The organism is Streptomyces polyrhachis, assembly GCF_042663125.1.
Classification (GTDB): domain Bacteria; phylum Actinomycetota; class Actinomycetes; order Streptomycetales; family Streptomycetaceae; genus Streptomyces; species Streptomyces polyrhachii.
This window is the reverse complement of record NZ_JBHSZO010000017.1, coordinates 79,229-99,279: the sequence shown is the minus strand read 5'-3', so window position 1 is coordinate 99,279 and position 20,051 is coordinate 79,229. Positions and strand designations below refer to the sequence as shown.

The window sequence follows — 20,051 nt, the reverse complement described above, 5'->3', positions numbered from 1 at the left end:
TGGCCTCGGTGACTTCCGGCACCAGGGCCACCGGCCCCCTCCTCACGCCGCCCTCACGAACACGTCGCGACTGCCGCGGGCGATCCGGGCCGGAGCGGCGGCTCCCGCGGCGCGGCGTGCCTCCTGGACGAGGCGGCGCTGCTCGGCGCGCTCGATCCGGGCGCGCCGGCTGGCGTTCATGAATTCGTAGTGCATGGTGGCTCCCTTGCTCGTGCCCGCTCGTGCCGGTCCGGCTGCTTCGCCGTGCCACCAGCCTCCTCGCCCAGGTGGCCCGGGCGCATCGGGCGCATGCCGCATCCCCCGTGGCGGGAGGGTCCTTAGCCGGGGCCCGGACAGTGCTTAGAGCGGTCGGGGGCAGGTCGGGGAAGGGAGGCGGTGCGCTGGAGGGATACCTGCGGAGGGGCACCGAACGGCCGAGGCCCCGCCGCCGTGGGGAAGGACGGCTGCGGGGCCTCGGGGGCAGTGCGGTGGAGAGGGACAGCGGTACGGAGCGGTGGGCGGCCCGGCGCTCGTCTCACGCCGCCCGCACCCACTGCTCGCGGTGCCCGTGTGCGACCTGGCTGTCGCGGCGGGCCTTGTCCGCCTGCTTCGCCTGGCGGGCGAGGCGGTAGGCGGCGGCCTCCCGGCGGAGCTCGGCGGCGCGGTGCTCGTGCTGCTGCTCGTGTGCGAACATCTCGGTCTCCCTGAGGTCCTGTCCGAGGCTCCCTGCCGGCCTCTTTCCTTGTGCCTCAAGCTTCGCGTCCCAGGTGGGGGCGCCGCATCGGGCAACTTCCCCAACTTCGGAGCGTGGGCGCCTTAGACGCGGCCCAGTTGGGGCCGCGGACGCCTAAGGCCCCCGGTGGGCGGGAGTCCGGATGCCTTAGAGGCTGTTGCCGAACCCCCGTCGTCCGCGCGAAGCGCGGGCGCAGCGGCGGTCGGTGCGTGCTCTCGGCGTGCGCCGTCGCAGGTCATGTGGCGGAGCCACATGACCTGCGACGGGGTGCGGCGAGAGTGCGTGCCGGGCGTCGGGGCGCAGACGGGGGTTCGGCAACAGCCTCTAAGGTCCGGTGCTCAACCGCCCGTGCGCTCCCCCGTGTTCGCCGCCGCCGGCTCGGTGAAGAGGCGCAGCCGGTGGGAGAGGGCCGCCGCCTCGACGCGGCTGGAGACGCCCAGTTTGGCCATCAGGTTCGAGACGTGCACGCTCGCCGTCTTCGGGGAGATGAACAGCTCCTCCGCGATCTGGCGGTTGGAGCGGCCGGCGGACACCAGCCGCAGGACGTCGCGCTCGCGGGCGGTGAGGCCCAGGGTGTCGCCGGCGGCCGGGGGCGGGGAGTCCTGGCCCAGCGGCAGGCGGGCGCGGGCGGCGAGGCGTTCGACCTCCTCGCGCAGGGGCCGCGCGCCGAGCCGGCCGGCGGTGGCCCACGCCTCGGTGAGCAGCTCGCCCGCCTGCGCGCGGGAGCCGCCGGTCTCCAGCAGGGCCTCCGCGCGGCGGAAGGCGAGCTGGGCGTCGGCGAGGGGGTAGCCGAACGCCGCGAAGCCCTGGGCCGCGGCGGCCAGGGCGTCGGGGTCGTACGTGCCCCGGGCGCGGGCGAGTTCGGCGCGCAGGATCAGGTCCAGCGGGGCGACCGGGCACTCCGCCAGCCGCTCGGCCTCCGCCGCCAGCCGGGCCGGCAGCGCCGCGCGGGTGTCCGGGTCGATCCCCGGCAGGCCGGCGCTGTCCGCCACCAGCCCGGCGCCGTAGGCCAGCAGCGACCAGACGTACCCGTCCTGGCCGGGCAGCGGCAGCCGGTCGAGCTGCTTTTCGAGGACGGCGAGCGCCTCGGGATAGCGGCCCTCCCCCACCGCGTGGCGCATTTCGACGACGGCCAGGGGGATCGCCCACTGCGGTATGCGGTCGTTGCGCCCCTGGTGGGCGTGGGCCGCCTCCAGCAGCTCCGGGATCGCCCCGAACTCCCCGCGCAGCACGGCGATCTCCGCCGCGTGCAGCGCCAGCGAGGTCTGCGTGCCGGAACCGAAGGCGGCCGGCCGCCAGGCGTCGAGCAGCTCCCGCGCCCGGTCCAGCTCCCCGAGGGCGATCAGCGCCTCCGCCGCGTTGGCGGCGCAGAAGGCGGCCCCGTCGTGCAGGCCGCGGCCGCGCAGCACCTCGATGCCGGCCAGCCCCTCCTCGACGGCTTCCCGGGCCCGGCCCAGCTTGAGCAGGCTGTCGGGGAGGTTGATGAGCACCCGCTGCACGGTGTTGGGGGCGCCGATACGCAGCGCCAACTCCCGCACCGCGTACATCTCCTCGATCCAGCCCGCTGTCTCGCCGGTGCGCGAGCGCAGGGTGGCGAGGGTGATCCGGGCGTGCAGCTCGACCTCCTCCGCGCCGACCTCGCGGGCCATCTCCGCGGCCCGCTCGGCGAGGGGGATCGTGTGCTCGTCCTGGGTGTGCAGCATGTGCCAGGCGGCCGTGAGGGAGAGGACGTCGGCGTGCACCGAGGACGGGGGCAGCTCGCGGACCAGCTCCATGGCCCGGGCCAGCTCCGCCCAGCCGTCGCCGCGGCCGAGCCCGGTGAGCAGCCGGGAGCGCTCCAGCCAGAACCAGGCGGCGCGCTGGGGGTCGCCGCCGGGTATCCGGTCCGTCAGCTGCAGCGCCTTCTTCACGAAGCCGAGGCCGATCTCGCGGCGCCCGTCGAGCCGGGAGGCGACGCACGCCTCCGCCAGCAGGTCCAGGAAGTGCAGCTCCAGCCCCCGGCCGTCACTCCGGCAGCCGCAGGGCGGGTAGGACTCCAGACTCACCAGTGGTGGCAGCCCGGCCCGCAGCTCCTCGGGCACCTCCTCCCACAGCTCCATCGCCCGCTCCAGCAGGTCCAGTTGCTCGGCGTAGGCGTGGCGCTCGCGGGCGGCGGCTATCGCGTCCAGCACGGCGGGCAGCGCCTTGGCGGCGTCGCGGGCGTGGTACCAGTAGCTGGCCAGGCGGGTGGCGCGCTCCTCCGGTCGTACGAGCGAGGGGTCGGCCTCCAACGCCTCGGCGTAGCGGCGCGAGAGCCGGGTGCGCTCGCCGGGGAGGAGGTCGTCCAGGGCGGCCTCGCGCAGCAGGGCGTGCCGGAAGCGGTATCCGGTGCCCTCCCACCCGCCCGCTCCTGCGCCGGCGCCTCCCCAGGAGGGCCCCTCGTCCTCGGCGACCAGGACGTTGGCACTGACGGCGGTCCGCAGCCCGGCCAGCAGCTCGTCCTCGGGCAGCCCGGCGACCACCTGCAGCAGCCGGTGCTCGACGCGGGTGTTGCGGGCGGCGATCCGCACGATGCTCTGGGCGGCCTCCGGCAGTGCTTCGAGCCGGACCAGCAGCAGGTCGCGCAGGGAGTCGCTGAGGGAGCACTGCCCGGCGTCGGTGAGGGCCAGCTCCTCGACGAAGAACGGATTGCCCTCGGAACGGGCGTGGATGTGCGCCACCCGGCCGCGCTCGGGCTCGCTGCCGCCGATGCCGGCGAGCTGCCGGCGCACCTCCTCCAGGGTCAGCCGCTCCAGCTCCACCCTGCGCACGGTGCGCAGCCGGTCCAGCTCGGCGAGGAAGGGGCGCAGCGGATGGCGGCGGTGGACGTCGTCGGAGCGGTAGGTGGCCAGGATGAGCAGGCGGGCGCTCTGGACGGAGCGCACCAGGTAGCCGAGCAGCTCGCGGGTGGAGCGGTCGGCCCAGTGCAGGTCCTCCAGCGCCAGCACGACCGTGCGCCGCGCGGTCAGCCGCTCCAGCAGCCGGGCGGTCAGCTCGAAGAGGCGGGCGCGGGCGTCGGGATCGTGTGAGGGGGCAGGGGCGAGGTCCGCTCCGGCAAAGGCGGGGGCGCCCAGGCCGGGCAGCAGCCGGGCCAGCTCCGCCTCGCGTCCGGCGACGGCCTGCGTCAGCTCCTCCCCGACGATCCGGTGCAGGGCGCGCAGGGCGGTGGCGAAGGGCGCGAAGGGCAGGCCGTCGGCGCCCAGCTCCAGGCAGCCGCCGACGACGACGTCCGCGCCGCCCTGGCCGGCGCGCGCGGCGAACTCCTCCAGCAGCCGGGTCTTGCCCACGCCCGCCTCGCCGCCGACCAGGACGAACTGCGGCTCGCCCGCGTGCGCCCGGGCGAGCACCGCGTCCAGCGTCTTGACCTCGTCGGCGCGGCCGACGAACACGGGGCTGATCGAACGGGTCTCCACGCGAGTGAGCATCGCACACGGCTCCGACACCACGTCAGGGCCTGTGGACAACCCGGGCGCCGTGACGCCGCAGGCCCCTTCACCGCAGGGTCTACCGCACTCCCGCGCTCTCCGGGACCGGCAGCGGCTCCGGGCCGCGGGGCATCCCCTGCTCGGGGACCTCGGGGAGCTCGGGGAGGGGCGCCGGCCCCTCGATGCCGATGCGCGGCAGGCGCCGCTCCAGCCAGGCCGGCAGCCACCAGTTCGCCGCGCCGAGCAGGTGCATCAGCGCCGGTACGAGCAGGGTGCGCAGTACGAAGGCGTCCAGGGCGACCGCCGCGGCCAGCGCGATGCCGAACATCGCGATGATCCGGTCGCCGCCCAGGACGAAGGCGGCGAACACCGCGATCATGATGACGGCCGCGGAGTTGATCACGCGGCTGGTCTCCGCCAGGCCGATCCGCACCGCGCGCCGGTTGTCGCGGGTGGCGAGCCACTCCTCGTACATCCTGCTGACCAGGAAGACCTGGTAGTCCATGGAGAGCCCGAAGAGGACCGACACCATGATCACGGGGAGGAAGGGCTCGATCGGCCCGGCCCCGCCCAGTCCCAGGGCCTCGCTGCCCCAGCCCCACTGGAAGATCGCGACGACAATCCCGAAGGAGGAGGCGACGGCGAGGACGTTCATCAGCGCGGCCTTCAGCGGAATGCCCACCGAGCGGAAGGCGAGCAGCAGCAGGGCGCCGCCCAGTGCGATGACGGAGCCGACGAAGAGCGGCAGCTTGCCGATGATCACCTCGGCGAAGTCGTCGTAGCCGGCGGTGATACCGCCCACGTGCACCCGCAGGGAGGTCCCCTCGGCGGCCTGCGGCAGGACCTCGCCGCGCAGCCGGTCGACCAGTGCGGAGGTCTGCTCGGACTGCGGGGCGCTCTTCGGTACGACGGTGATCACGCCGGTGCCGCCCTGGCGCAGCACCGGGGAGACCGAGGCCACGTCGTCGGTGGCGCGCAGGGTCTCGAGCAGCTTCTGGAAGGCGCTGACGTCGTCCGCGCCGTCCAGTTCGGCGACCAGCGTCAGGGGGCCGTTGGTGCCCGGTCCGAAGCCGTCGGCGAGCAGGTCGTACGCCTGCCGGGTGGTGCTGGCGGCCGGGTTGTTTCCCTGGTCGGAGGTGCCCAGGTGGAGAGAGAAGACGGGCAGGGCGAGGACTGCCATCAGCGCGACGGCCGCCGCACCGAGCACCTTGGGGTGGCGCTCGACGAACGCGGCCCAGCGGGCGGCGGGGCCGCCCGGCGCCTCGGGCCGCGGGCCGTGGAGGGCGAGGCGGGCGCGCTCGCGGCGGCTGAGGGCGCGGGGTCCGATGACGCCCAGCAGCGCCGGGAGCAGCGTGACGGAGGCGGCGACGGTCAGGACGACCGTGAGCGAGGCGGCGACGGCGACGCCGTTGAGGAAGTCCAGCCGCAGGATGAGCATGCCGAGCAGCGCTATGCACACGGTGACGCCGGCGAAGACGACCGCCCGCCCGGAGGTGGCGACGGCCCGCTCCGCGGCCTCGGCGACGGGCAGTCCCTCGCGCAGCCCGCGCCGGTGGCGGCTGACGATGAACAGGGCGTAGTCGATGCCCACGCCCAGGCCGATGAGCATGCCGAGCATGGGGGCGAAGTCCGCCACCGTCATGGCGTGGCCGAGCAGGGAGATCCCGAAGTAGGCGGTGCCGACGCTGATCAGCGCGGTGGCGATGGGCAGGGCCATCGCGGCGAGGGAGCCGAAGGCGAGGAAGAGCACCACGGCGGCGGCGGCGACGCCGATGGCCTCGCTGTAGTGGAGGGCCGGTGCCTCGGTCGTCCCGACGGCGGCGCCGCCCAGCTCGACCTGGAGGCCGTCGCCGGCCGCGGCCTTCGCAGTAGCGACGACTTTCTCCACGGCTGCCCGGTCCAGGTCGCCGGCCGGTTCGTCGAAGACGAGGGTGGCGTAGGCGGTGTGCCCGTCGGCGCTGATCTGAGCGCTGTCCGCGACGGAGCCCGATGCGGTGTAGGGGCTGGCGACCGAGGCCACCTCGGGCAGGTGGGCCAGCTTCTCCAGCGCCGGGGCCATCCGCTCGCGTACGTCCGCGGAGGCCGCGGAGGCGTCCGGATCGTGCCAGACGACCGTGCCGGAGTCCCCCGCCAGCTCCGGGAAAGCCTGCGTGAGCAGGGTCTGGGCCCGGCCGGACTCGGTGCCGGGGACCTCGTAGTCGTTGGAGTAGGCGGAGCCTGCGAGGAGGGACGCGAGGGCCGCGGCGGTGAAGGCCGCCAGCCACAGCGCGATGACGGTGAGCCGGCGCCGGAGGCACCAGCGGGCAAGACGCGCCACGGTTGGACCTGCTCCCTGAGTGGTTCATGGATCTTTCAGGGAACGAACCCCAAAGAACACAACTGGCGGAATCAACTCTTCCAGCCCGAAAAGATCATTTGCGGGTTTCGTGTCGTTATTCACAAGTCATATGAATCGCCCCTTAGGCGACATCTCTCACGGCTCGCAGCCGCCCCCTGGAACGCCGACGGGCCGGGCCGGGGATCACTCCCCGGCCCGGCCCGTACGTGCGTACGCGCGGCGCGTCAGCCCTCGACGCCCAGCTTCTCCAGGATCATCTCGCGCGCCCGCCCCGCGTCCGCCTGGCCCCGCGTGGCCTTCATGACCGCGCCGACCAGCGCGCCGACGGCGGCCGTCTTGCCGGCGCGGATCTTCTCCACGACGCCGGCGTTGGCGGCGATGGCCTCGTCCACGGCCGCGCCCAGCGCGCCCTCGTCCTTGACGACCGCGAGCCCCCGGGCGGCGACGACCTCGTCCGGGCCGCCCTCACCGTCGAGGACGCCCTCGATGACCTGGCGGGCCAGCTTGTCGTTGAGCGAGCCCTCGGCGACCAGCGCCGCGACCCGCGCGACCTGCGCCGGGGTGATGCCCAGCGCGCCCAGCTCGACGCCGTCCTCGTTGGAGCGGCGGGCCAGCTCGCCCATCCACCACTTGCGGGCCGAGGCGGTGTCCGCCCCCTCCTCGATCGTCGCGACGATCAGCTCGACCGCGCCGGCGTTGAGGATGGACTGCATGTCGTGCTCGGAGACGCCCCACTCCTCGCGCAGCCGGTTGCGCCGCGCCCGCGGCAGCTCCGGCAGCGTGGCGCGCAGCTCCTCGACCCACTCGCGCGAGGGGGCGACGGGCACCAGGTCGGGCTCGGGGAAGTAGCGGTAGTCCTCCGCCTCCTCCTTCACGCGCCCGGAGGTGGTGGTGCCGGTGTCCTCGTGGAAGTGGCGGGTCTCCTGGATGATCGTGCCGCCCGCGTTCAGGACCTCCGCGTGGCGGGAGACCTCCGAGCGCACCGCCCGCTCGACGCTGCGCAGCGAGTTGACGTTCTTCGTCTCGGAGCGGGTGCCGAACTTCGGCGCCCCGGGCAGCATCAGCGAGAGGTTCACGTCGCAGCGCATCTGGCCCTGCTCCATGCGTGCCTCGGAGACGCCGAGCGCCTTGATGAGCTCGCGCAGCTCCGCCACGTACGCCTTGGCGATCTCCGGGGCCCGCTCTCCGGCGCCCGTGATCGGCTTGGTGACGATCTCGATCAGCGGGATGCCGGCCCGGTTGTAGTCGAGCAGCGAGTGCGAGGCGCCGTGGATACGGCCGGTCGCGCCGCCCACGTGGGTCGACTTGCCGGTGTCCTCCTCCATGTGGGCGCGCTCGATCTCCACGCGGAAGACCTCGCCGTCCTCCAGCTGGACGTCCAGATAGCCGTTGAAGGCGATCGGCTCGTCGTACTGGGAGGTCTGGAAGTTCTTCGGCATGTCCGGATAGAAGTAGTTCTTCCGGGCGAAGCGGCACCACTGCGCGATCTCGCAGTTCAGCGCGAGGCCGATCAGGATCGCCGACTCGACGCCGACGGCGTTGACCACCGGCAGCGCGCCCGGCATGCCCAGGCAGGTCGGGCAGGTCTGCGTGTTGGGGTCCTGCCCCAGCTCCGTGGAGCAGCCGCAGAACATCTTGGTCTTGGTACCGAGCTCGACGTGGACCTCCAGGCCCATCACCGGCTCGTAGGACGTCAGAGCGTCCTCGAAAGTGACAGTCACAGTGCTCCTACCGCCGTCAGTCGGCGAGGACGTCGTCGTCGTTGTACTGGCGGATCTGGCGGATCAGCAGTGCCACGCTCGTCGCGAGGGCGGCGGCGGAGATCGCGGAGTCGAGCAGCCGCAGCTTGTCCTCCTCGCTGCGCGCCTGCTTCATCTGCTTGCTGACCCCGACCGCGCCGAAGAGCGTGGTGGCCAGGGAGAAGTACATACCGGCCTTCGACTTCTTGAAGCCCTTGGCCTTGGCGAGAGACTTGTTCACAGCGACGGTGCCTCCTCGAGCAGCGGATGTCCCCAGCGGTCGGCGAACGCGGCCTCGACCGCGGCACCGACCCGGTAGAGCCGATCGTCCTTCATGGCGGGGGCGATGATCTGCAGGCCCACCGGCAGGCCGTCCTCCGGCGCGAGGCCGCAGGGCAGCGACATGGCGGCGTTGCCGGCCAGGTTGGACGGGATGGTGCACAGGTCCGCGAGGTACATCGCCATCGGGTCGTCCGCCCGCTCCCCGATGGGGAACGCGGTGGTCGGCGTGGTCGGCGAGATCAGCACGTCCACCTGCTCGTACGCCTTCTCGAAGTCCTGCGCGATGAGCGTGCGGACCTTCTGCGCGGAGCCGTAGTACGCGTCGTAGTAGCCGGAGCTGAGCGCGTAGGTGCCGAGCATGATGCGGCGTTTGACCTCGTCGCCGAAGCCGGCCTCGCGGGTGAGGCTGGTGACCTCCTCCGCGGAGTGCGTGCCGTCGTCGCCCACCCGCAGGCCGTAGCGCAGGCCGTCGAAGCGGGCGAGGTTGGAGGAGCACTCGGAGGGGGCGATCAGGTAGTACGCGGCCAGCGCCTTGGTGAAGGACGGGCAGGAGATCTCGACGACCTCGGCACCCAGCTCCCTCAGCAGCTCGACGGCCTCGTCGAAGCGCTGCATCACGCCCGCCTGGTAGCCCTCGCCGCGGAACTCCTTCACCACGCCGATGCGCATTCCGGCGACCGAGCCGTTCTTCGCGGCCTCGACGACCGGCGGGACCGGGGCGTCGACGGAGGTGGAGTCCAGCGGGTCGTGGCCGGCCATCGCCTCGTGCAGCAGGGCCGCGTCCAGGACCGTACGGGCGCAGGGGCCGCCCTGGTCGAGGGAGGAGGAGAAGGCGACCATGCCGTAGCGCGAGACGCCGCCGTAGGTGGGCTTGACGCCGACCGTGCCGGTGACGGCGGCGGGCTGGCGGATCGAGCCGCCGGTGTCCGTGCCGATGGCGAGGGGCGCCATGTACCCGGCGAGGGCGGCGGAGGAGCCGCCGCCGGAGCCGCCGGGGATGCGGGTGAGGTCCCAGGGGTTGCCGGTGGGGCCGTAGGCGCTGTTCTCGGTGGAGGACCCCATGGCGAACTCGTCCATGTTGGTCTTGCCGAGGATGACGATGTCGGCGTCCTTCAGCCGCCGGGTGACCGTCGCGTCGTACGGCGGGATCCAGCCCTCGAGCATCTTGGAGCCGACGGTCGTGGGCACGCCCTCGGTGGTGAAGATGTCCTTCAGCGCGAGGGGGACGCCGGCCAGCGGGCCGAGCCTCTCGCCGCGCTCGCGCTTGGCGTCCACGGCGCGGGCCTGGGCGCGGGCGCCCTCGCGGTCCACGTGCAGGAAGGCGTGCACCTTCTCGTCGATCGCGTCGATACGGGCCAGGTGGGCCTCGGTGACCTCGACCGCGGTCAGCTCGCCGGAGGCGATCCTCGCGGCGGTCTCGGCGGCGGTGAGCTTGGTGATGTCCGTCATGGTGCTTACTCCTCCCCCAGGATCTGCGGCACCTTGAAGCGCTGCTGCTCCTGCGCCGGGGCGCCGGAGAGTGCCTGTTCGGGGGTCAGGCTGGGGCGGACCACGTCGGCGCGCATGACGTTGGTCAGGGGCAGCGGATGGGAGGTCGGCGGAACGTCGGCGTCCGCGACATCGGACACGGCGGCGACCGCGCCGATGATGTCGTCGAGCTGTCCGGCGAAGTGCTCGAGCTCCTCAGAGCTCAGCTCCAGTCGCGCCAACTTCGCCAGGTGCGCGACCTCCTCGCGCGTGATGCCAGGCATCGGCTTCCTCACGGTGGGTGTCTTGTTTCCGCCCAATCCTAATCCCCACGTACGGACGGTCCGGGCCAGTACAGAAGCCACCGGGCCGTTCGAACAGCAGGGTCCGTCATGCCCGTCCCAATCCGGGCCTGGAGGCCTTCCCATAGAGCGGCAGGCGGCCCTGATCTTGGTGGTGGCGGTTACGTGGGCGACAGGCGGATGACCCATCACTCCCGGGCCTCGATGCCTTGCCGTAGAGCGAGCACTGCTCAGCGCCTGTGTGGCCGCCACCGTCACTGTGGATGTTGATGCTCGTCGGTGCTGGACGCACGCCTTAGCCACACCTGGCTTCGATGCCCCTGACGAGACTGGCGGCGTCTAGGACCGTCGAGCGTCAACACTCCTAACTTGATCACTCGTTGGTGTTGGTGGTGCGAGCCCGCTGCATGGTGACCTCTTGCGAAGCCCGAGCCGTCTGAGCTCCCGCTTTAGACCGAGGCCCGTGGAGTGAGCTGGTGCCACGAACAGCTACTGAGGTGGCGGACCGGCCAGCGCGGCCGAGTCCTGGGATTAGGTCGCTGCGTGGTTCCGCACGAGCTCGTGACCTGGACAAACTGCACCATGGGGAGGAACATCTTGATCTACTGCGGCATCGACTGGGCCGAGCGCACGCACGACGTCGCCCTGGTCGACGACAGCGGCCAGTTACTGGCCAAGCGGCACATCACCGACGACGCGGCGGGCTACAAGATCCTGCTGGATCTGCTCGTGGAGTACGGCGACAGCGAGGACAACCCGGTCCCGGTCGCGATCGAGACCTCCCGCGGCCTGCTCGTCGCGGTCCTGCGGACCGGCAAACGGCAGGTCTTCGCGATCAACCCGATGGCCGCCGCCCGCTACCGAGACCGCCACTCCGTCTCCCGCAAGAAGTCCGACCCCGGCGACGCCCTCGTCCTGGCGAACATCCTGCGCACCGATATGCACGCCCACCGGCCTCTGCCCGACGACAGCGACCTCGGCCGTGCTGTCGCTGTCCTCGCCCGGGCTCAGCAGGACTCACTCTGGAACCGGCAGCAGCTGTCCAACCAGCTGCGTTCGCTGCTGCGGGAGTACTACCCGGCCGCCTTGGCCGCCTTCGAGCCCTGGCGCAACGGTCTGTGCCGGCCAGAGGCCCGGGAACTCTTGAAGGCGGCCCCGACACCGACCCGGGCCGCACGGTTGACCCGCACACAACTGGAGGCCGCTCTCAAGCGGGCCGGCCGCAAGCGCGGCATCACAGCCGAGGCCGAGCGGCTCCATGACGTCTTCCGCGACGACTACGCCCACCAGCCGCCCCTGGTCGAGGACGCGCTGGGCAAGCAGATGCTCGCGCTCCTGGTCCAGCTGGAGGCCGCCTGCACCGCCGCCGACGATCTCGCCGAGGCAGTCGAAGAAGCTTTCCCTCAGCACCCGGACGCTGAGATCATCCTCAGCTTCCCCGGCCTCGGCGTCCAGCTCGGCGCCCGGGTGCTCGCCGAGATCGGAGACGACAAGTCCCGCTTCGCCGACGCCCGCGGCCTGAAGGCATACGCGGGCGCCTCGCCCATCACCCGGGCCTCCGGCAAGAAGTCGAGCATCACCCGCAGGTGGGTGAAGAACGACCGGCTCAACCACGCCGGCTACCTCTGGGCCTTCGCCTCCATCACCGCCTCACCCGGCGCCAAGGCCCACTACCGGCGCCGACGCGACGACCACGGCGACTGGCACGCGGCCGCCCAACGCAACCTCTTCAACCGCATGCTCGGCCAGCTCTACCACTGCCTCCAGCATCACGAGCCGTTCGAAGAACAAACCGCGTTCCCCATCGAACTGGCCACCGCCGCTTGACACGTTGAGCGCCTGAGGTGTCTATGGGCCCGCTCCCCCCGCTCCGAACCGGATTACCCCGACGCCTGGCACGCACTCTCGACGCACGGTGGCCATGGACAGGTGGCTCCGCCACATGACCATGGCCGCCGCACGCCGAGAGCACGCACCAGACGCCGGGACATACGGGGTTTTCTGCGGATGGATAAGGGATCAGACCGGTGAGCCCGTGTCCTTCGGGGCAGGGGGGAGGGCCGGGGTGGCGCGGGTGGCGCCCACCTCGCGGGCGCGCAGCCAGGCCGTCGTCTCCTCCGCCGGCATGGCGGCCGCGACCAGCCAGCCCTGCATGGCGTCGCAGTTCAGGTCGCGCAGCCGCTCCCAGGTCTCGTCGTCCTCCACGCCCTCCGCGACGACCCGCAGGCCCAGGGAGTGCGCGAGGTCGATGGTGCAGCGCACGATCTCCGCGTCCTCGTCGTCCACGGCCAGGCGCGCCACGAAGGAACGGTCGATCTTCAGCTCGCTCACCGGCAGCCGGCGCAGGTGGACGAGCGAGGAGTAGCCGGTGCCGAAGTCGTCCAGCGACATCTTCACCCCGTGCCCGGAGAGTCCGGCCAGGGTGTCGGCCGCGCGCTGCGGGTCCTCCAGCAGCACGTGCTCCGTTATCTCCAACTGCAGTGAGCCCGGCGGCACCTTGTGCCGGGCGAGGCGGGCGGCGACCGCGCCCGCGAAGCCGGGGGTGTGCACGTCGCGCGGCGAGACGTTCACCGCGACGGGCACGTGCAGGCCCGCCGCCCGCCAGGCGGCGACCTGGGCGAGGGCCGTCTCCAGTACGTACTCGGTGAGGACCGGCATCAGGCCGGAGCTCTCGGCGATCGCGATGAACTCGTCCGGGGGGACGCGCCCGCGCTCGGCGTGCTCCCAGCGCACCAGCGCCTCCAGCCCGACGACCCGGCCGTCGAAGCCGACCTTCGGCTGGTAGTGCAGCTCCACGTCCTGCGCCTGCAGTGCCCGGCGCAGGTCGCCGAGCAGGCCCAGGCGGTCGGGGGTGTTGCCGTCGCGCCGCGCCTCGTAGACCTCGACGCCGGTGCGGTCCCGCTTGGCCTGGTACATCGCCACGTCCGCCCGGCGCAGCAGCCCCTCGGTCTCCCCCGCGTGCTCGGGGAAGACCGCGACGCCGGCGCTGGCCTCCAGCACCAGGGTGAGGCCGTCGAGGTCGAGCGGGGAGCCGAGCGCGGCGACCAGGGTGCGCGCCACGCGCTGGGCGGAGGTGGCGGAGTCGGTCGTGGGCAGCAGCACGGCGAACTCGTCGCCGCCCAGCCGCGCCACCTCCGCGCCGCGCGGCAGCGCGAGGCGCAGCCGGTCGGCGATCTGCAGCAGCAGCCGGTCTCCGGCGAGATGGCCCAGGGTGTCGTTGACCGCGCGGAAGCGGTCGAGGTCGATCAGGAGCAGCGCCGCGCGCCGGCCCGCCCGATCGGCCTCGTCCAGCGCCGTCCAGGTGCGCTCCAGGAGCCACTGGCGGTTGGGCAGTCCGGTGAGCGGATCGCGCAGCTGCTCCTCGGCGCGGGCGCGGGCGATCCAGAGGGTGGAGTCCAGGGCGATGAGCGGCACCCCGAAGAAGGGCAGCAGGACGGGCATCTCGGCCGCGATCACCACGATCAGCGGCGAGATCGCCAGCAGGGCGATCCCCACCAGCCCCTGGCGCAGCAGCGCGGTACGGGCCAGGGCGCCGCGGTGGGGCAGCGGGGTGTCGGCGTCGCGGGGGGAGAGCACCTGCCAGAGCAGCACCCGGGTGGCCACGAGGTAGACCAGCGCGGCGGCGACCAGCTCCGGCAGGGTGTGGACGTCCCAGCTGCCGGGCTGCCAGGGCTCCTCGGCCGAGGGGTGCCTGCCGAAGGCCCGCAGCACCAGGGCGGCGGCGCCCAGCCCGATCACGTCGATCGAGCCGTGCGTCAGCGCCTGCCGCCAGCGCTGCCGGCGGGCGGCGCCGACCAGCACCACGACCGACGCGCTGACCACCACCGCGGGCAGCCAGCCGTAGAGGAGGAGGGTGGCCAGGGTGAGCGCGGCCCCCGAGCCCATGCCGCCCCACCAGCGGTCCCGGCCGAGGGCCACCAGATGGCCGACGATCACGAGGGTGAGCACGGCCAGGGCGGCACCGTCCGCGCCGCCGGGGAAGAAGGCGTGGTCGTGCGCCGCCGCCGCGTACAGCCCCGCGGCCAGCACCAGGGCGGCCGACACCCGCACGGTCCGGGTGCGCGCGGCCGTCCGGACGGCTCCCGGGCGCCGGACTGCTCCCGTGCGCCGGGCCGGGGCCGGCAGCGCGGCCAGGGGCACCGCGAACCGGCGCAGCCACTGCGCCGATCCGGCCCTCACGGCCGCTACGGCCCGCGCGGCGCCGTTGCCCGCGGTGCCGGAGTCCGGAGGCCCTTCCCCGGGAAGTCGCGCCATCCCTGTCCCTCTCACAGCCAGATGTACGCACGAACGCACACCACTTTCTCAACAGTAGGCCGCGAAGGACCGGCGCGGGCGGCGATCGGCTTCGGTCGCCCGATAACCCCCGAGCTGTCCCCTCCGACCGCGGAATTGTCGCCTCCGGGCCACGGACGACCGTTCCGCACCGGTTCCTCCTCCGCCGGCGAGGGGCAGCCGGGCCCCTGCCGCGCCGCCTCCTACGCCTCCGCTTCCTGCGCCGCCTCCGCTTCCCGCGCCGTCTCCGGCTCCGCCGCCTCCGGCTCTCCCCCCTGTGCGACGGCCCGCGCCGCCTCCGGTCCCTCCGCCAGCAGGACCGCGAAGCCCGCCTCGTCCAGCACCGGCACCTTCAGCTGCACGGCCTTGTCGTACTTCGACCCCGGATTCTCACCGACGACCACGAAGCCGGTCTTCTTGGAGACCGATCCGGTCACCTTCGCGCCCCGGCTCTGCAGCGCCTCCTTCGCGCCGTCGCGGGTGTACGTCGGGAGTGTGCCCGTCACGACGACGGTGAGACCCTCCAGCGGGCGCGGGCCCTCCTCGCCGGCCGCCTCGTCCTCCATCCGCACGCCCGCCGCCCGCCACTTGGCCACGATCTCGCGGTGCCAGTCCTCGGCGAACCACTGCTTGAGCGAGGCGGCGATGACCGGGCCGACGCCCTCGGTGGCCGCCAGCTCCTCCTCGCCCGCCTGCTCGATGCGCTCCAGCGAGCGGAACTCGCGGGCCAGCGCCTCGGCGGCGACCGGGCCGACATGGCGGATGGACAGGCCGGTGAGGATCCGGGCGAGGGGGCGCTCCCGGGCGGCCCGGATGTTCTCCAGCATCGCCAGGGCGTTCTTCCTCGGCTTGCCCTCCTTGGTGGCGAAGACGTCGGCCACCTTGTCCTCGCCGGTCCTGGGATCGCGCTTGGGCAGTCCGCTGTCCTGGTCCACCACGTACGCCCTGATGGGCAGCAGCTGCTCGATCGTGAGGTCGAAGAGGTCGCCCTCGTCCGTCAGCGGCGGCTCGGCCGGCTCCAGGGGGCGGGTGAGCGCGGCGGCGGCGACATAGCCGAAGTTCTCGATGTCGAGGGACTTGCGGCCACCCAGGTAGAACAGCCGCTCGCGCAACTGGGCCGGACAGGAACGGGCGTTGGGGCAGCGCAGGTCGATGTCGCCCTCCTTCATCGGGCGCAGCTCCGTCCCGCACTCGGGGCACTCGGCCGGCATCTCGAAGGCGCGCTCGCTGCCGTCGCGCAGCTCCGCGACGGGGCCGAGGATCTCGGGGATCACGTCGCCGGCCTTGCGCAGCACCACCGTGTCGCCGATGAGGACGCCCTTGGCCCGGACCACGTCCTGGTTGTGCAGGGTGGCGAACTCCACCTCCGAGCCGGCCACCTGTACCGGCTCGACCTGCGCGTAGGGCGTCGCCCGGCCCGTACGCCCCACGCCGACGCGGATGGCGATCAGCCTGGTCGTGACCTCCTCCGGCGGGAACTTCCAGGCGATGGCCCAGCGCGGCGCCCGGGAGGTGGAGCCCAGCCGGCCCTGGAGCGCGATCTCGTCGAGCTTGACCACGACGCCGTCGATCTCGTGCTCCATGTCGTGGCGGTGCTCGCCCACCCACGCGATGTACTCCCGCACGCCCGCGAGGTCGTCGACGACCCTGTTGTGCCGGGCCGTCGGCAGCCCCCAGCGCTCCAGCAGCTCGTACCCCCGGGAGAGCCGGTCGACGGCCGGCCCCTCCCCGCGCAGCTCGCCGATGCCGTGCACCACCATCCGCAGCTGGCGCGACGCGGTGATCCTGGGGTCCTTCTGGCGGAGCGAACCGGCCGCCGCGTTGCGCGGGTTGGCGAAGGGGTCCTTGCCCTGCTCGACCAGGGAGGCGTTCAGCTCCTCGAACCTCCCGCCCGGGAAGTAGACCTCGCCGCGCACCTCCAGCAGCTCCGGGACGCTCTCCCCGGCCAGCCGGTGCGGCACCCCGCGCACCGTGCGGACGTTGGGCGTGATGTCCTCGCCGGTGCGGCCGTCGCCCCGGGTGGCGGCGCGGGTCAGCACCCCGTGCTCGTAGGTGAGGTTGACCGCGAGGCCGTCCACCTTCAGCTCGCAGAGATAGCGGTGGGCGATGCCCTCCAGCTCGCGCTCCATGCGCTCGGCCCAGACGTCCAGCTCCTCCTCCGTGAAGGCGTTGTCCAGCGAGAGCATCCGCTGGGCGTGCTCCACGGAGGCGAACTCCGTCTCGTACGCCCCCGCGACCTTCTGCGTCGGGGAGTCGGGCGTGCGCAGCGCGGGGAACGCCGCCTCCAGTGCCTCCAACTCCCGCAGCAGCCGGTCGAACTCGCCGTCGGAGATGACCGGCGTCGTCACGTAGTACCGGAAGCGGTGCTCCTCGATCTGCTCGGCCAGCAGCCGGTGCTTCTCACGTGCCGTCGCATCCGCGCTCACATGCGCCTCCCGTTTCGGTTGCGATCCTGGGTCGTTCGGTGGTTCGGTGCTTCGGTAGTGCGGCAGGGGGAGCGCCACTCGCGCCCCCGGCAGCTCACTCAGGGTTGTCGGCCAGCGCCCGAGCGGCCCGGACGCAGTGGGCGAGCGCCTCGCGGGCGTAGGCGGGCGAGGCGCCCGCCAGCCCGCAGGCGGGCGTGAGCACCACGGAGTCCGCGAGGATCCCCGGCGGCAGCCCCAGCCTGCGCCACAACGTCCTGACACCCCCGACGCTACCGGCCGGGTCTGACAATCGGGCCCCCTCGGGAGCGGTGCCGGGGATGAGCCCGGCGAAGAGCGCGGTGCCCGACTCGACGGCTTCCCCGATCAGTTCGTGCTCACGCTCCGTGAGGAGCGAGAAGTCGAAGGAGATCCCGGCCGCCCCGGCCCGGCGCAGCAGCGCGAAGGGCACGGCGGGGGCGCAGGAGTGGACCACGACCGCCGCCCCGGCGGCCTCGGCGCTCTCGACGATCCTGCGCAGCGCGCCCTCCACCACGCTGCGGTCCACCGCGCGGTAGGTGCGGTAGCCGCTGGCCGTGGCGACCTCGCCGCGCAGCACGGCGGTCAGCGAGGGCTCGTCCAGCTGCAGGACCACCTGGGCGCCGGGGATGCGGCGGCGGACGTCCGCGAGGTGGCCCGCGACGCCCTCGGCCAGCGAGGCGGTCAGGTCGCGGCAGGCGCCCGCGTCGCGCAGCGCGGCCTCGCCGCCCGGCAGCTCCAGCGCGGCGGCGAGCGTCCACGGGCCGGTGGCCTGCACCTTCAACGGGCCCTGGTAGCCCTGGGTGAACTCCTCCAGGGCGTCGAGGTCCTCCCCCAGCCAGGACCACGAGCGCCGGGTGTCCATCCCCGGGCGGGCGGCGATGCGCCAGCCGCTGGGCTCGACGGCCGCGTAGATGTCGGTCAGCATGCCGACCGTGCGCCCGATCATGTCGGCGCCGGGGCCGCGGGCGGGCAGCTCGGCGAGGAAGGGGAAGTCCCCCACCAGCTCCGTCACCATCCGCGCGGTCTCCCGCGCGTCCCCGCCGGGCATCGAACCGACTCCGGTGGCGCCGCCCCGGGCGAAACTCTTCTCGCTGTTCACCCGGCGAAGCCTACGAGGCGGCGGGGGGTGCCCGGTCCCGCTCCCCCACCCGCCTGCGGCGTCACCGCCCCGGACGTACCGTCAGGTCCTGGACCTCGGCGTCCCGCGGCAGGTCGACCGCCAGCAGGATCGTCCGGGCCACCGACTCCGCGGCGATCCAGCGCGCCGGGTCGTAGTCGCCGCCCTCCTGCCGGTGCACCTTCTCCTGCATGGGTGTGGCGGTACGTCCCGGGTAGACGGAGGTCACGCGGATGCCGTGCGGCTTCTCCTCCCAGCGCAGGGAGTCGGCGAGGGCCTTCAGCCCGTGCTTGCTGGCGGCGTAGGGGGCCCACTGGGCATGGGCGCTCAGGCCGGCGCCGGAGTTGACGAAGACCACGTGGCCGCGGGCGAGGCGGAGTTGGGGCAGCACGAGGCGGGTCAGCTCGGCGGGGCCGACGAGGTTCACGGCGAGCTGGTCGGTCCAGACCTTCGGGGTCAACTCGCCCACGCCGCCGAGTTCCACGATGCCCGCGATGTGCATCAGGGAGTCCAGCTCCTGGGGGAGGGACTGGTGGCCCAGGGCCCAGGAGAGGCGGCCGGGCTCCGCGAGGTCGCCGACGATCGTACGGGCGCCGGGGAACCGCTCGGCGAGTTCCTTGGCGCGGCCGGCGTTTCTGGCCAGCAGCCACAGGGTGTCGCCCCGGTCCAGGAGTTGCGCGGTGACGGCTGCGCCGATGCCTGAGCCCGCGCCGGTGATGAGGTGGGTCGCCATGGGGGGATCATCGCATCTTCTGTCGCGCCGGCTGACGCGGTTCGGGCTTCGCCCGAAGTCCTCAGGCGCCGGACGGGCCGGGGGTGCTGCGTTGCGTCGTTGCGATCGTGGCCGAGCCGACCACCCGCGTGCCGTCGTAGAGCACCACCGCCTGGCCGGGGGCCACGCCCCGGACCGGCTGGTCGAACGCCACGTGCAGTTCGCCGCCGTCCAGGCGCGCCGTGACCGGCGTCTCGCTGCCGTGGGCGCGCAGTTGGGCGGTGTACGGGCCGGGGGCGGCCGGGGTGGTGCCGCACCAGCGGGGGTTGATCGCGGTCAGGGCGTGGATGTCGAGGGAGGCGGCGGGGCCCACCGTGACGGTGTTCTCCACCGGTGAGATGTCCAGCACGTAGCGCGGGGTGCCGTCGCCGGCCGGGTTGCCCAGGCGCAGGCCCTTGCGCTGGCCGATGGTGAAGCCGTACGCGCCGGAGTGCGTGCCCAGCTTCGCGCCCGCCTCGTCCACGATGTCGCCCTCGGCCGTGCCGAGGTGCTTGGCGAGGAAGCCCTGGGTATCGCCGTCGGCGATGAAGCAGATGTCGTGGCTGTCGGGCTTCTTCGCGACGAAGAGCCCGCGCGCGGCGGCCTCCGCGCGGATCTCCTCCTTGGTCGTCTCGGTGTCGCCCAGGGGGAACATGGCGTGCGCGAGCTGGCGGTCGTCCAGGACGCCCAGGACGTAGGACTGGTCCTTGGCCATGTCGGCGGCGCGGTGCAGCTCGCGGGAGCCGTCGGGGCGGGTGACGACCTGGGCGTAGTGGCCGGTGCAGACCGCGTCGAAGCCCAGCGCGAGGGCCTTGTCCAGCAGCGCGGCGAACTTGATCTTCTCGTTGCAGCGCAGGCAGGGGTTGGGGGTGCGCCCCGCCGCGTACTCGGCGACGAAGTCCTCCACCACGTCGCGCCGGAAGCGCTCGGCGAGGTCCCAGACGTAGAAGGGGATGCCGATCACGTCGGCGGCGCGGCGCGCGTCGTGCGAGTCCTCGACCGTGCAGCAGCCGCGCGCTCCCGTACGGAAGGACTTCGGGTTGGCGGAGAGGGCCAGGTGCACGCCGGTGACGTCGTGGCCGGCCTCGGCGGCGCGGGCGGCGGCAACGGCGGAGTCGACCCCGCCGGACATGGCGGCGAGGACCTTCAGGCGGGGGCGCGTGGCGTCAGACATAGCCCTTACA

At 73.1% G+C, this 20,051-nt stretch carries 14 protein-coding genes; 1 reads left to right on the top strand and 13 read right to left on the bottom strand.

Annotated elements, in window-relative coordinates; genetic code table 11:
- Nucleotides 1-42 precede the first annotated feature (42 nt).
- The 8 genes from ACFQLX_RS13025 to gatC form a co-directional block, all read right to left on the bottom strand.
- Nucleotides 43-195 (bottom strand): hypothetical protein, encoded by a 153-nt coding sequence (locus ACFQLX_RS13025; RefSeq protein WP_386414600.1) that lies wholly within the window; start codon nt 193-195, stop codon nt 43-45.
- Nucleotides 196-514: 319 nt separating this feature from the next.
- Nucleotides 515-673 carry a hypothetical protein gene (locus tag ACFQLX_RS13020; protein WP_386414599.1) on the bottom strand — a complete coding sequence of 53 codons (159 nt, stop codon included), beginning with the start codon at nt 671-673 and terminating at the stop codon, nt 515-517.
- A gap of 377 nt (nt 674-1,050) precedes the next feature.
- Nucleotides 1,051-4,155, bottom strand: a complete 3,105-nt coding sequence (locus ACFQLX_RS13015; protein ID WP_386414597.1) for a helix-turn-helix transcriptional regulator — start codon at nt 4,153-4,155, stop codon at nt 1,051-1,053.
- Between the two features lie 79 nt (nt 4,156-4,234).
- Entirely contained in the window at nt 4,235-6,472 is a 2,238-nt protein-coding gene (locus ACFQLX_RS13010) for an MMPL family transporter (protein ID WP_386414595.1), read from the bottom strand.
- A gap of 245 nt (nt 6,473-6,717) precedes the next feature.
- Entirely contained in the window at nt 6,718-8,214 is a 1,497-nt protein-coding gene (gene gatB, locus ACFQLX_RS13005; RefSeq protein ID WP_386414594.1) for an Asp-tRNA(Asn)/Glu-tRNA(Gln) amidotransferase subunit GatB, read from the bottom strand.
- Between the two features lie 16 nt (nt 8,215-8,230).
- Nucleotides 8,231-8,473, bottom strand: a complete 243-nt coding sequence (locus ACFQLX_RS13000) for a hypothetical protein (RefSeq protein WP_386414592.1) — start codon at nt 8,471-8,473, stop codon at nt 8,231-8,233.
- Complete coding sequence (gatA, locus tag ACFQLX_RS12995; protein ID WP_386414591.1) at nt 8,470-9,963, bottom strand: Asp-tRNA(Asn)/Glu-tRNA(Gln) amidotransferase subunit GatA; 1,494 nt, start codon at nt 9,961-9,963, stop codon at nt 8,470-8,472. The genes ACFQLX_RS13000 and gatA overlap by 4 nt, the downstream gene beginning before the upstream one ends.
- Before the next feature lie 5 nt (nt 9,964-9,968).
- Nucleotides 9,969-10,265, bottom strand: a complete 297-nt coding sequence (gene gatC / locus ACFQLX_RS12990; protein WP_386414589.1) for an Asp-tRNA(Asn)/Glu-tRNA(Gln) amidotransferase subunit GatC — start codon at nt 10,263-10,265, stop codon at nt 9,969-9,971.
- Between the two features lie 600 nt (nt 10,266-10,865).
- Between gatC and ACFQLX_RS12985 the strand changes: the two genes are divergently transcribed.
- The gene (locus ACFQLX_RS12985) at nt 10,866-12,110 is read left to right on the top strand and encodes an IS110 family RNA-guided transposase (protein ID WP_386414587.1); all 1,245 of its coding nucleotides are present in this window, start codon (nt 10,866-10,868) and stop codon (nt 12,108-12,110) included.
- A gap of 192 nt (nt 12,111-12,302) precedes the next feature.
- Here ACFQLX_RS12985 and ACFQLX_RS12980 read toward each other — a convergent pair whose 3' ends face one another.
- From ACFQLX_RS12980 to mnmA, 5 genes are all read right to left on the bottom strand, one after another.
- Nucleotides 12,303-14,537: a putative bifunctional diguanylate cyclase/phosphodiesterase gene (locus ACFQLX_RS12980; protein ID WP_386414586.1), complete on the bottom strand. Its 2,235-nt coding sequence runs from the start codon at nt 14,535-14,537 to the stop codon at nt 12,303-12,305.
- A 221-nt stretch (nt 14,538-14,758) separates the two neighbouring features.
- Nucleotides 14,759-16,981 carry an NAD-dependent DNA ligase LigA gene (gene ligA, locus ACFQLX_RS12975; RefSeq protein ID WP_386414585.1) on the bottom strand — a complete coding sequence of 741 codons (2,223 nt, stop codon included), beginning with the start codon at nt 16,979-16,981 and terminating at the stop codon, nt 14,759-14,761.
- A 94-nt stretch (nt 16,982-17,075) separates the two neighbouring features.
- Complete coding sequence (locus ACFQLX_RS12970; RefSeq protein ID WP_386414584.1) at nt 17,076-18,098, bottom strand: methionine synthase; 1,023 nt, start codon at nt 18,096-18,098, stop codon at nt 17,076-17,078.
- A gap of 61 nt (nt 18,099-18,159) precedes the next feature.
- Nucleotides 18,160-18,849 (bottom strand): SDR family oxidoreductase, encoded by a 690-nt coding sequence (locus ACFQLX_RS12965; protein ID WP_386414583.1) that lies wholly within the window; start codon nt 18,847-18,849, stop codon nt 18,160-18,162.
- A 61-nt stretch (nt 18,850-18,910) separates the two neighbouring features.
- Nucleotides 18,911-20,041 (bottom strand): tRNA 2-thiouridine(34) synthase MnmA, encoded by a 1,131-nt coding sequence (gene mnmA, locus ACFQLX_RS12960; protein WP_386414582.1) that lies wholly within the window; start codon nt 20,039-20,041, stop codon nt 18,911-18,913.
- Nucleotides 20,042-20,051: the final 10 nt, after the last annotated feature.